The sequence below is a fragment of the Paracoccus sp. (in: a-proteobacteria) genome, assembly GCF_047973135.1.
In the GTDB taxonomy this organism is placed as follows: Bacteria; Pseudomonadota; Alphaproteobacteria; order Rhodobacterales; family Rhodobacteraceae; genus Paracoccus.
In genome coordinates this window covers 1-13,849 of sequence record NZ_JBKEBL010000100.1, presented here as the reverse complement: position 1 = coordinate 13,849, position 13,849 = coordinate 1, and the positions used below count along the sequence as shown (strand labels likewise).

Sequence of the window (13,849 nt, the reverse complement as noted above, 5' to 3'; positions counted from 1 at the left end):
CTCCTTGTTGCAGCTTGCGGCGGGTTTCCGGCCCGCGATCAGCCATAGGCCGCGTGATAGGCCGCCATCAGCACCTTCTCGGGATTGGCGACATCGTCGCTGTTGGTCAGCAGAACCGCATCGATTCCATCCGGAAAGCCCATCATGCCGCCGTGAAACCAGCGACCGCCCGTACCGAAATCGCCGCCATGGCCGTAATAGCTGCCGCGCGGCTGCCCGTGCCACAGGCGAAAGCCAAAGCGCGGACCGTCCCATTCCAGCATGCGGTGGCGGCTGCGACGGGACAGAACGGTGTCGTGGCGAAAATGCGCCATGAATTTCGCCCAGTGGATCGCATTCGCGTACCAGCCATAGGCCCCGATGGCCGTGGCGGTGAAATCGTCCCAGCCGCGCCCGTCGCGATCCGCACCAGCGGCATAATAGAGACACGGTGCCACAGCATCGCGATGGCGGGTCATGGTCCGGCAGCCCATCGGCAAAAGTACGGACTGACGTGCGACCTTCACATAGGGTTTCCCGGTGACGCATTCGACGATATGGGCCAGAAACCAATAGTTCCAGTTCTCGTAACGGTCGGTCACACCCGGCGTTCCGGCAAGCGGGGCCTGCAACGTATCCGGGAAGGCAGACAGCCTGCCCGGCCCGTCGAACCCCGACCGATGGGTCAGCAAATCGCGCACCGTTATCGCCCCAAGCGAGGGATGCGCATCGGGAAACCGGTCCGCGATCAGCGGATAGGCCGCATCGCTCTGCGCGATGATACCATCCTCAACCAGTTTCATCACCGTAACGGCGCAGACCGGCTTGGCCAAAGAGGCGCTGACCATCCGCGTCCGGGGGCGCATGTCGCGCGGGTCGGTCTCGGCGGTGGTGCGGGCCGATCCCATGCCCCCCGCATCGGCCAGTTGCCCGTTCTGCACGATCGCCCAAGTGTAGCCGACCGCGCCCGCGCCCTCCATCCGGGCGACGATCTCGTCCACCATGCGGCTGCGATCAAAGACCGGGCCGGGATGGCCAATCACATCGCCGACCACCGGCACGCCATGAACGCGGCGGGCCACCCTGCCCCTGGTCAACGCTGGCCCGCGGTTGCGTTCAGTATCGGCGGCGTCAGAGGCCAGCCGCGCCTCGAAACGGGCAGCAGCGGCGGCGTCCGCAACCACGCCGTCATCCGGATCGGGGGCTGTATCGCTGGCAAAATCCTCGCTGGCAAAATCGTCCATGTCACTTTTCCTTCAAAAGGTTATCGGGGACGCGGGCATCTGTGCCGCCCGCCTCTGGCAGTCTTGCAGGACGGCAGGCCCGGACGCGTGAGTGGCAGCACCTGTTTTTCGCCCGGACCGATACTCAATTTTCAGGAAAAAAAGGGGGGAGAGGCAGGCCGTCAGCTTTCGCTGCCGGAAATCCACGGCTCGGCCTGCAATTTCAGCACCACCTCCAGCCGCCCGGCACAGCCCAGCTTGGACAGGATGGCCGACACGTGGTTCTCGATGGTGCGGCGGGACCGGCAGATATCTTCGGCAATGGCGGCATTGGTCTTGCCGACGATCAGGTGGCGCAGGACCAGTTGCTCTTTGGCGGTCAGGCCATAGGGGTTTTTGCGGGCCACCGCATAGGGTCCGCGCCGCACGACCCGTCGCGCGCCCTTCAAACGCGGCGCAAGGGCCGCGCGGGCCGCCACGGCCCCCAGATCGCCAAAGATGGCCAGCGCATCGGCAAGCCCTTCGGCAGTCCCCCCCGCCACCAGCGCCCAGGCTGACAGGTAAAAGCTGCGACCCTCGCGAAAGGCTTGCGCAGCCCCTGCAAAATCGCCCCCGGCCATCAGGGCAAAGGCAGGCGGCAGACCCGAAGGGGGCGCCGGCGAATGCCCCAGCAGCAGCCGCCAGAACAGGATTTCGCCCGTCTTGCGGGGGCTGAACGTCCCCTCGGGCTGTGCCGCAATCCAGTCCAGCGCCGCCTGTGCCCGCGCCGGGTCAGCCGCCAGCACTGCCGCCTCAAGCAAGGCGGCATGCAGCGGCGTCAGGTATTGCGGTTCAGCAATCTGACCAGCGGCCTCAAGCGCCTCGTCCAGCAGGGCGGGCGCATCCTCTGCGCCCATCCGCAGCCTGGCCCGCGCCAGCACGATCCGCGCGGGCATCTGCATCAAAAGCGTCTGGTTTTCTTGCGCAAGACAATGGTTGCAGATTGCCACGGCCTGATCATATCGGTCCAGTTCAAGGGCAAGCTGCGCCTTGCGACCGATCAGGTAAAATGTCCAGGCGTCCAGATCATGCGCGACATCGAAGGCGATCCCCTCGTCTATCAGGGCCTCGGCGCGCTCAAAATCGCCAGCCTCGACCAGACATTCCGACAGGTTGGTATAGGCACGGGCCGCCTGCTCATGAAAGCCCCCGGCAAGCGACACGCGCAGGCTTTCGCACAGCAGGGTTTCGCCATCGGCATCGCCCCGGAACAACCGGGCGCTGCCGATGGTGTTCAGCGCATGGGCCTCGATCTCGGGCTCGGCAGCCTGCCGCGCCAGATCAAGCGCGCGAAGCCCCCAATCGACCGCATCGGCCATCCGGTCGCGAAGCATCGCGAATTGCGCCCGCAGCGCCAGCGCCTGCGCCCGCGACCCCGCCGCCAGGGGCGCCTCGTTTTCCAGCAGCGCGATGGCCTCGTGGATATAGCGCCCGGCCAGATCGGCCTCGCCGCGATACCAGTGCAGCCGTGACAGCCAGCGCAGGTTATCGGCCACCATCTGCGGCGCGTTCAGGGCCCTGCGGATCCTCGCGGCACGCCTGCGGGCAGCGATGACGGCATCGTCAATTCCCAGGGCCAGAGCGGCCTCATAGGCAAAAGCCTCCAGCACCTCTGCCGCCCCGGCATCCGTCGCGTTCCCCAGACAGTCGCATGCTGATCGCAGATACAGCGCCGCCTCGCGATGCGCACCAAGCGCCGCCGCGTCGCGCGCCGCCAGAGGAGCAAAGCGGAGGATGATGTCGGGGCGCGCGGCCCCTTCGGCGTGATGAACGATCCGGTCAAGATGTCGGGCCGGATCGTCGGCACCCAGATAGGCATCAAGCCAAAGCTGATGGCAGGCCAGCCGCCGCGCTGGCGGGACATGGTCCAGAATGGCAAGCCGGGCCAGTTCATGCCGAAAGGCCAGTCCGGACTGCGTCGGAACCAGCACACCTTGCTGAACCGATCTATCTATATTTCCGGCACTTTCCCCCAGCGCACCACCCGTGACAAGGCTCAGGGGCAGTTCGCCCGCGTTGCAGGCGGCAAGGTCGATGAACCGGCGCGTGCCCTCGTCCAGCGACTGAAGCCGCGCCAGAATGACATCCAGAACCGATTCCGGGATTTGCCCGTCATCGGCTGCCACAAGTTCCGACACGAAGAACGGATTGCCGCCGCTGACCCGAAAGACCGCCTCGGCCCGGTCCGGATCACCACCGCACAGCTTGCGCACGCTTTCGCGCCCCAGAGGGGCAAGCGGAATCCGTATCGTGCTGGCCGGGGGCAATGCCCCAAGCGCACCCCTCAGGCCGGTCCCGGTCCCCAAAGCCTCGTCGCGGAAAGTCGCGATCAGCAGCAGCGGCAATTGCGTGATCCGGCGACCGACGAACTTGAACCAGTCGAGGCTGCGTTGGTCTGACCAGTGCAGATCCTCGATCACCGCGACGCAGGGATGGTCGCGCGCGGCAACCAGGGTCAGAAATCTGTCGAACGCGCTGTCCTCGCCGGACCGGTCAAGGGCCAGCGCCCGCAGGATATCGCGGACGGGTCCAAGCGGGCGCGGCGTGTTCAGCGGATCGCAATAGCCGACCGCCACCCCTGTCTGACGCGGCAGCGCGGCCAGCACGCTTTCCACAAGCGTCGATTTTCCGACCCCGGCCTCGCCATGGACAAGCGCGATCCGCCCGCCGCCGCGCGATATTCCCGCGACAGCGGCGGCAAGCATCTGAAGCTGATCGTCCCGTTCCAGAATCTGCGGACGCGCCGTCATGCCACCGCCTGCAAGTTTGCTGCATTCCCGGACCGATGTTAGATCACTGCCGCGATCCGGTCACCTGGCCAGCGGGCCGCGCGTCCTGCGTTTCCCGTCCGGTCCCTTTTGTCAGCGCCGTCACAGGCCGAAATCAAATTCGGTTCCGGGCGCATCGAACGCCCCCCCGATCAGCCGGATGGTGCCGGTGCTGTCGAAGCCGATCCCCTCGTCGATGGTGGTCGTTCCACTGCCAGACCTGATCATCGTGCCATTATTGACGATCCCGCTTGCCGGATCGGCCGGGGCATCAGAGGCAAGCGCGATGTCGGTCTGCGGCCCGGCAAATTCGAGACTGCCGTCCCCGGTGACAAGGATCGCGCCCGCTTGCGGACCTGCATTCAGGAATTGGAACGCATCGCCAGCCGCAAGCTGCGGCAGGCCATAATAGTATTTGCCACCCATGACGGTCAGAATGTCCATCGTGCCGCCAAGCTGCGTCTGTGCCTGCTCCAGCGTCGCGGTGCCACGAATTTCGACGTTCTGCGCGATTTGCAGCAAATCGGCCAGGTTGTACTGGTCGGGAATGCTTCGTTCGCCGAAAAGGGCGGTTGCCCCCTGATCGACAATCAAGGTACCGGTCGAGAACAGGCCGCCGCGGGCGATCTGGAAATCGTCCGTTACCGTAACATCCCCCGGTCCCACCAGACCGGCCCCCTCAAGGTCAAGCGAGGCAAGGGTGATCGCATCGCCGGCCTCAAGCAACGCATTTCGGACCAGAACGTGATCAAGGCCGTTCGCCACCATTCCGGGCGTCAGCTTCACCGTGTTGGGCGCGCCCCCTGTAAGCGACGAGGTCAGCGCGAACGCCCCGCTGCCCTGATCGAAAATCCCGGTATTCGTGCCATAAAGCGGTACATCGCTGATCCCGCCGCTGGTTTTGGCCAGCGTTCCCTGAACGCTGACGCCAGCCAGCCCATCGTCAACCACGCCCAGATAGGGATTGATGTCGGTGAAAAAATCCGCTCGTGATCCGTCAAGTGTCAGCGAACCACCCTCCAGCACATCAACAGTACCGGACCTGGCTACGTAAGTGCCAATCGTATAATCGTATTCAACGCGGCCAAGATGGACCGTTGCGGCCCCCATCGTGACCGATCCTCCAATATCCATATCGCCAAGCATCCGAAGGTAATCGGACCTGGTCGGGTTCTCGGGATCAAAGGGCAGTCCGAAGCTGGCGGTCGCAGTCTCGGCGATGGTAAAGGTAGAATCTCCGGTCAGGATGGTGCCCGTCAACCAGTCGAAATGCTGCGTGACGGTGAGCCCCTCTTCCGCGATCAGCGTCCCGCCATTTACGGTCAGCCTGTCCAGCGTCAGCGCCTCGGAGACCACGAAATTGCCGCCCTCGACAACGATCTGGCTGAAACCCGCGTCGATCAGGTTCTGATCAAGGCTCACCGTGCCGCCATGCAGCGTCAGCACGCCGTCATGAAAGTCGAAACTGCCGGTGTTCGACAACAGCGAAACCGGGGATGCGCCGCCGCCCGTCTTGACGATCCGGCCAGCATTCTCGACGCCGCTGCCGTCAAAACCATCGGCGGAATACACTACAATGCCGTTATTATCCCCACCAATGGTCAGGATCCCGCTGTCGGCGATGGAAAGAACACCGTCCTTATAGACATAGGCTCCGTTCTCATAGTAGCTTTGCCCCAGATACAGGCGCAGATTGCCGAAATCCGCGTCACCATCAACTTCCAGCCTTCGCGACAGATAGCCGACATTTCTTTGGCTGGTCTGTTGCCAGTCGCCGCCGAACTGCACCTGCGCGCTGTCCGGCAGATAGGTGGTTCCGTCACCGCTCATCGTGCCGCTCAGCCATTCGAAGGATTCTGTGGCGGTCACATCCCCCGATCCGGTCAAGGCGCCCCCGGTCAGTTCAAGGCGGGCAAGGGTCACGTCCTCGTCAATCGTAACGGTTCCCGACGAGATTTGGATGGAATCGAGACCCGCCCCGATCAGATCCTTCGTCAGGGTCAGGTCAGTTCTCGATTCGAAAACGCCGCCGTTCAGTTCGACCGTGCCGAACTGATCACCGGCGAAGGGCAGGACCAGATTATCCACCTGCGACACAATTGTTCCGTTCGAACTAATCCCGTAATCGCCGCCTGCGGGCGGGGAAATCCCCATGACAACCTGCCCGCTGTCAGTCACATCCATCTGACCGGTTTCGCCGATTTCAAGATGCCCGCCGCTAAAGATGTATTGGCCGGTACTCTGGTCGTAAGTCTGCGTCCCAAGATAAAGCTGCCTGTCAACCAGCAGCGTACCATTCACGACCACATCCCGCCCCAACGAATAGCCCGTCAGATGGCCGGTGGCGCCCTCGGCGATGATCAGATCGCCACCACCGACGGTCGCATAGTCAATATCCAGGTTTTCCGTCACCGTCACCGCGCCAGCGCCCGACAGGCTGCCGCCCACAACGCTTAGCCCGGCAATCGTTACATCAGCCTCGACGATCAATTCGCCGGATGTCACCGTCAGACGATCCAGCCCCGCATCCACTATCGCCTGCGTCAGCACAAACGAGCCGCCCGACAGTTCCAGTACTCCATCGACAATCTCGACGGTCGCCCCTGTCCCAAGCGTCAGATCGGGGATCGCGCTGGCACCGCCGCCGGTCTTGACCAGCACGCCGTCTATCGTGACGCCATTGTCAAGGTCGGCGACCGAATATCGATCCATAATATCCGCAGCATCGCCCCTCAGGGTCAACGACCCTGACGTACCGATGTCGATCCGGCCACCGTTGGTAACATACCCGGCCAGATCGTCGTCATAGAAGTTGGCACCCAGATTCAGATAGGCATCCTGAACCGTCAGGTCGCCATCCACCGTCAGGGTGACGCCAAGGGTGTTCAACGACGGGTAAGACCGGTTGCTGACGAAATCGGCGGTCGCGCCGGATGCCACCGTTACCTCGCCCCCGCCATAGACAGACGCACTTGCCAGTACAAAGGTGTTGGTCACGGTCAACTTGTCGGGAACGATCAGCGCGCCGTCACGTACGGTCAGGGCTGCCATGGTCACATCGCCGGACAGGCGCAGTGTTCCGCCAGCCAGGGTCAGGCTTTCCAGCGCCACAAGATCGGTACTGTCGTCGATGATCATCGTGCCGCCGGTTATCAATACATCGCCGGTCAGCTTTGCGCGGGACGCATCGGTCATTCCGTACTGGATGTGCAGCACGCCCTCGCCCGATTGCGCGATGGTTCCGGTACCAGAGACCGGCAGGTGGTCGATCAACGTCTGGCCCCCGCCGGTCCCGGTCAGACGGCCATCGACGATAACCTGCGACAAAGAGCCGTCGTCGCCGTCGCGATAGCGATCGATTTCGGTATTCCAGCCGCGCAACTCGTAAGACCCGTCCGCCGCGATGTTGAGGATACCCTCGGCATCCGGGCCATTTGCCAGCGACCCGAGGCGAAGTCTTGCCTGTTCCTGTACCGCCGTTCCCTCGATCGTCAGCTTGCGGCCCAGATAAAGATTGCCGTGACTGACAGGTGCCTCGACATTCGTGGCCTCGCCAATCACCGCATCGGCCTTGACCACGATTTCGCCGCCTTCGCGAATGTCGCCGCCTTCCCAGTCCAGCCGCCCGGTAATGGTTATGCGGCCCGCCCCTTCGATCCGACCGTTGGTCATGGACAGGTTGGTCAGGGTGATGTCCTCGTCGATCTGAAGAACGCCCCCGGTCACGCTGATCGCAGTGATACCCTCGGCGGCGGTCAGCAGGCGCGTCTGCCCGACGCCCACCTTCTCGTCATAGAGCGGGGTTTCAAGCGGCGGCGCGAAGCTGCCGAAATCGCCCGCCGGGGTGCGGATCTGCCCTTCGGTTGCCGTGATGACACCCGCGCCGGAATAGCTGATCCCCGCGTCGATATCTGCGATACCCTCGCCCGTCTTGAGGATCGTGCCGTTATTGATCAGACGGTTTTCGAACCCCGCCGATGACCACAGATCCCGCATCCATGCTTGCGCCCCGTCGAATGTCAGCACGGCCCCGGCATCCACAGTGACGGTAATGCCGGTATCGGGCGTGGCGTCGATCCCAAGCCTCAGCTCGGCCTGTTCGATCACGGCCTGCCCGCGGATGCCAAGGTCGCGCGCGATCACCATGGGCTGCGTTCCGGAGGCCGTTTCGCCCGTCCAGTCGCTGCCGAATGTCGCCGTCGCTGCCGCCCCGATGATCAGCCCGCCGGTTCCGGCAATCGTGCCCCCGGTCTGGGCATAGCTTTCCGATATGGTCAGATCGCCATCGCCCGAGATCGTGCCGTTCAGCATTTCAATGTTCTGGATCGTGGCGTCGGATACGACCTGCAAGGTTCCGCCATTCAGACGAATGTTGGACACGGTGACAGCGCCGCCGACCACAAAATTCGTGCCCGGGCCGATCTCGATAAAGCCGTCCTCGGTCAGGAATGCGCCGCCGCCCTCGATCTGGACCCCGCCCGAGACAGAGCTGACCCCGCCCCCGGACTTGACCAGCACGCCATTGTTTTCAAGGGCATTGCCAGATGTCACCGCGCCGCCAGTGCTGCGGTAGATGTCCAGATCCGACTCATCGCCGATCAGGTGCAGCGTTCCGGTGGTATCGACCACCAGACGCCCCGGCAGGTTCACATATTGGCCAAGATCCGCGTCATAAACGTAATCGCCCAGGCGTAGACGCGCGCCATCCAGCGCCGCCTCGCCCGCGACGGTAAGGTTCTGGCGCAGATACAGGGTGCTGGTGCTGTCGGTGCCCGTCCCCAGTGTCGCCTGCGCACCGTCGGCGACGGTGATCTGGCCGCCACCGGCAAAGGTGCCGCCGGTCCAGTCAAGCTGCCCGGTAATGGACAGATCGCCATCGCCCGTCAGCGTGCCGCTGGTGAAGGACAGATCCGTCAGCGTCGTATCCCCGGCAAGGATCAGCGTGCCGTTCGTGAACTCGGCCACGCGGAAGATGCTATCATCGGTCGCGCCATCGGCCCGGAAGATGCCGCCGTTCAGGACAAAGCGCCCTTCTGCGGCGCTGACCGTTCCTTCGTTGCGGGCCATCGCAAGGGATGTCGCGGCATCGCCATGGGTCGCGGTGATCGTCCCGCGATTGATCAGCCCAAGCGGGTCATCCTCGGCGAAATAGCCATTGCTATATGTTCTGATGCTGCCCGCCGTGTTGCGGAAATCGAGGCTGCCCGTATCGTCGATGGTCAGGAAGCCCGGCAAGTTGACATAGCTTGCAGTGTTAGGGTCATAGTATCGCCACCCGAGATACAGATGGACATTGCCCACGGTCACGTCGCCCGAGACGATCAGATCCCGCGCGTTGTACAGGCTTCGCGTGCTAGATCTGTCTTCGATGGCATAGCCGAGTTGCGCGGTCGCGCCCTCGGCCAACTCAAAGCTGCCGCTGCCGGCCAAAGCGCCGCCCGTCCAGTCGAAACGGTCAGCGACGGTGATGTCGCCCGCACCAATTAGCGCACCGTCGCTGATCTCCAGCCGCTGAATGGTCAGCGCCTCATCCGCCACGACCGTGCCGCCGCTGATCAGCAGATCGTCCAGCCCGGCGTCGATCGTCGCCTGCGTCAGGTGCGAATACCCGGATCCAAAGGCAAGGCGGCCATTGCCCTGATCAAGCGCCCCGGCAAAGTCTTGCAACAGGATTTCGGAAACCCCGCCGTCCGATTTGCGGATCGTGCCGGTGCCGGTGATGCCCGACAGGATCGCCGGGTCGCGCAGATTGTCGTAAAGTCGCGCATTCCCCTGAAGGACAACCAACCCGGTATCGCCCAGATCAATCACTCCCTCGCGCCGGACACCGTCAACGGTGCCGCCAAGAAGCATGTAGCTCTCAGTTTTGACAGTCAGCGTTCCCTCGACGCTCATTGTCGTTTGCAGATTTTTGTTGCCATAGTACCAATGGCCATCAACATTTGCCGTCGCCCCTTCGGGAACCGTCATGCCGCCATCCAGCGCAATCGTCCCGCCGGACCAGTCCAGTTTCCCGATGACAGCCGACCCGCCGCCCGACAGCGTTCCGTTCAGAAGGTACAGTTCGGCCAGCGTCACATCCTCGTCGATCGTGACCGTACCGCCCGAGATCCGCAGCTTGTCGAAACCCGCATCGACCAGCGCCTGCGTCAGGGTAAAGCTGCCATCGGTGATTTCCAGAATGCCGTCCTGAAAGTCGAACGTGCCGGTCTGCGCGCCAAAGAAGGCCGCGCCCGACGCGCCACCGCCGGTCTTGACGATGCCGCCCTCGTTCGACAGGCCGGATGCGAGATTGAAGGCGGGGTAACGGACCTGCATATCCGCATGCGGGCTGGAAAATGTGTAGACCGCTCCATCCGTCACCCGGATCGCGGCGTCTATATCATCATATTGAAAGGTCTCAGAGTTATAGACCCGATCACCCAGCCGCAGGATGGCACTGGCGTGATCGACCTGCCCTTCGACCACCAGATCACGCTGCAGGTTGACCGATGCTGGATAGCTTGACACGTCGGGATCATAAACCCAGCCAAAGGTCAGCGTCGCGTCATCGGCCACCACCACATCGCCCGCACCCATGATCGCGCCGCCAGTGATCACCGGCTGGCCGGTCAGGGTCAGCGTCCCGTCGCCCTCGATCCGGCCGCCCGCCATCTGGAAATCTTCCAGCGTCACATCCCCGTCAAGGATCAACGTGCCGCCATCCAGTTTCAGCCCGTCAAAGAAATCCAGATCGTCCTGACTGGTCAGCCGCAGCGTCGCGTTAACGGGGATCGAGATGTAACCGTTCTCGATCACGACCTGACCAAGGGATTCTCCAAATGGAGCCGCACCAGACGTTCCGCCGCCCGTCTTGCGCAGGACGCCAAGATTTTCGATTCCGGCACTGCCGTAAGAGGAAGACTGGTAAATATCGGCGTTGAAGTTGGACAGTTCCAGTTCGGCACCGGGCGCTATGGTAAGGCGTCCGCCAACGGTGTAGTATTGTCCAAGATCATAATCGTAAGCGGTTTTCCCAAGATTCACCGCCGCGCTGCCGACAACCCCGTCGCCCTCAAGCCGCATGTCGCGATAAAGATACTGGGATGGGACATAACGAGGAGCGGCCTCGGGATCGAAATCATATCCGAACTTTGCCAGGGCACCGTTCCCGATGGTCAGCAGGCCGCCTTCCTCGAACGTTCCGGCGATCCAGTCCAGCCTTTCGGTCACATTGACCGTGCCCGCCCCGGCAAAAACGCCGCCATCTATCGTCAGCAGCTTGATCGTGGCTTCTGTCCCGATCTCGACCCGCGCACTATAACCACCATAAACGATCAGTTCATCAAGGATCGCGTCGAATTCGGTCGCAAGCGTCGTATTGTATCCAACCCGGATCGAAGCCTCGGCGACCAACGATTTCAGCGTGACGGGCCCAAGGTTGTTTTGCAGCGTTACCTGACCCGTCAGATTGCCGATAAAGACGTCATCATCGGCATTCGGGATGCGGCCCGCGCTCCAGTTATCGGCGGTGCCCCAGTATCCGTCGCCCGCCGCCCCGGTCCATTCGTTCGAAAAGCTGCCAAGTTCGAATGTCAGGTCGGTGTCATCATCGCTGAAGGCATTGCCCGCCAGATCGGTGATCGCCCCGCCAACCAGCGTCAGGACATGGCTGCCCCGTTCCAGTTCCGGGTAGGTAACAGTCAGGGTCCGGTCGCCCGACCGCAGCAGGGCGAGTTCCGGCGTCACCTGACCCGACGGCCCGGTCAGCCTGATCGCCGCGGCCGGATCGGTATCGGGATCAAGCGGTTCGTCGAAGGTGAAGGTAAAAGACCGCTTGGACCTGCCGTAAAGCGCGCCCTCCTGTATCGTCGAATCGATCAGTTGAGGCGGAACGGTGTCGGGCACGATTTCCGCCTGGATCAGCGGGCCAAGACCGACATTGCCGCCAGTATCCGTCGCGCGGATTTGCAGCGTCACGTCGCGCGCATCCTCGCCGTCATCCAGCACGGGGATGCGGGCGCTCAGATCGAAGGGATAGGAAATATCGACCGAGATCGGATCCCCGTTGACCAGCAGCGCGACGGATCGCAAGCCTGCATCGTCGGTGATCGTCGCATTCAGCGAAATCAGGCTGCCTTCAAGGATTTGAACGCCATCGGTCGCCGGATCGGCATCCAGATCGGCCGCCAGCAGCGCGACCTGCGGCGGAATGCCGGATGTGTCGAAGGGCTGGAAATTGACGATATGCAGCTTGCCGTCGGTGGTTCCGACATAACCGACGCCTGCCGCGATCACCACATCGGTCGGCGCGCTGTCGATCTCGTATCGCGTGATCAGGCTGCCGGTATTCGCGGTGTCGGTCGTGTTGATCACATCGATCACGTCGGTCCCGAACACGCCGCCCGGATCACCCACCAGCAGGCCGCGCCCGGCCCCGTTCAGCGCGATGGCATTGCCCGCAAGCGAGGTATCGTCCGCGCCGCTGATCAGCACCGGCGCATCGGGATTCGAGACATCGACTGTCTGATAACCGCCCTGAAACCCGTTCGAGGCCGGAATATACAGCGTCCCGTCAGCGGCAAAGGCCTTGCGTTCGCCCGAGGTCAGGGAAATCGTGGTCGAACCGCGCCTGACCAGATCGTCGCCCAGCAATTCGATGACGGTGACACCCCCACGATTGTCCAGCGCGTAAAGGAAAGCCCCGTCCTGCGCCAGGCCGCGAATGGCACTGACGTTCGACCCGATATTTACACTGTCAAGTTCCTCGCCAGTCGTCATGTCATACAGCCGCACCGACCCGCCGGTCACGATCATCGCGTTCCCGTCACGGGTCAGGGCATGGCTGGCACCCAAGGCAAGCTGGCCGCGCAGAACCGGGACTGCCGGATCGGCCAGATCCCAGGCGTTGACCACGCCATCAACGCCCACCACCAGCAGCCGTTGCAACGCCGGATCATAGGCACCGGTCTTGACATCGGCGATTGCTGTGACCGAGGCCAGCGTCGGTTCGCGGGGATTGCTGACATCGATGACCGACAGCCCGGTTGTCGTCAGCACCAGCAGCGGATCGCGCGCCGTGCCGTCACGCGCGAAATCCCGCGTCGGGAACATGGCCATGACCATGCCGCTCAGCTCCAACGTGCGAACGACGCCCAGATTCGTCGCGAATGGATCAAGCGGCTCGATCCCTCCGGCGATGGCGTCGAAATCCGAAATCCCGTCGCGGTTCGAGTCGGGATTGACATCCGAGGTGCCCACCGCATGCTCGACATCCGCCGAAAGCCCGTCGAAATCCGCGTCATTGGCGGTCGAGGGACGAAATACCAGCCCCGAGGTCAGGTCGGTTCCGCGCCCGGACACCGCCGTGGTGCCGTAATCGACCGCCACCAGCCCGCTTTCGGGATCGAAAACAGTGATCTCGTAAGCCTGTTCGTCGGGCAGGAAAATCTCGAAATGGCCGTCCTGATCGGACATGGTGCGCAGCGTGTCGCCGGCAATGTCGATGGCGATATAGTCATTGCCCCAATCGAAATAGGGCAGCCTTTCATACGAGGTCGCGGTGGCGGCAACCCGCGTTTCCGGCCTGGCCGCGTCATTCGAGGAAATCACGATCTCGCCACGCGACAGGCCCGGCGCGACGCCGGTGAAGGAAACGCCAAAGCTGAAGCTTTCGCCCGTCGCAAGGGTCAGCGGACTGGCCGCCAGATCGGCCGGCACCCCGGTCAACCCGAACGCCGCCGCCGTATCCGCAAGCGCAATCCCGTCGATCACCAGATCCTCAAGCCCCTGATTGGTGATCGTGAACATCTCGTCCACGCTTTCGGTCACGCCCCGGTCCACGCCGCCGATGTTGGAATT

General features: G+C 63.0%; 3 protein-coding genes. All 3 read right to left on the bottom strand.

Annotated features, from left to right (window positions below; all coding sequences use genetic code 11):
- Positions 1-38 precede the first annotated feature (38 nt).
- The 3 genes from ACK5L9_RS08005 to ACK5L9_RS07995 all read right to left on the bottom strand — a co-directional run bounded on the left by ACK5L9_RS08005 (position 39) and on the right by ACK5L9_RS07995 (position 13,819).
- Positions 39-1,223: a serine hydrolase domain-containing protein gene (locus tag ACK5L9_RS08005; RefSeq protein WP_416910945.1), complete on the bottom strand. Its 1,185-nt coding sequence runs from the start codon at positions 1,221-1,223 to the stop codon at positions 39-41.
- A gap of 161 nt (positions 1,224-1,384) precedes the next feature.
- A complete protein-coding gene (locus ACK5L9_RS08000; RefSeq protein WP_416910944.1) occupies positions 1,385-3,991 on the bottom strand; it encodes an ATP-binding protein in 2,607 nt (868 codons plus the stop codon).
- A 120-nt stretch (positions 3,992-4,111) separates the two neighbouring features.
- Positions 4,112-13,819, bottom strand: coding sequence for an Ig-like domain-containing protein (locus tag ACK5L9_RS07995; protein WP_416910943.1), 9,708 nt, complete (start codon positions 13,817-13,819; stop codon positions 4,112-4,114).
- Positions 13,820-13,849: the final 30 nt, after the last annotated feature.

Bases quoted from the DNA above. Each gene is read 5' to 3' on its own strand.
- ACK5L9_RS08005 (WP_416910945.1), bottom strand. From the start codon at position 1,223: ATGGACGATTTTGCCAGCGAGGATTTTGCCAGCGATACAGCCCCCGAT.
- ACK5L9_RS08000 (WP_416910944.1), bottom strand. From the start codon at position 3,991: ATGACGGCGCGTCCGCAGATTCTGGAACGGGACGATCAGCTTCAGATG.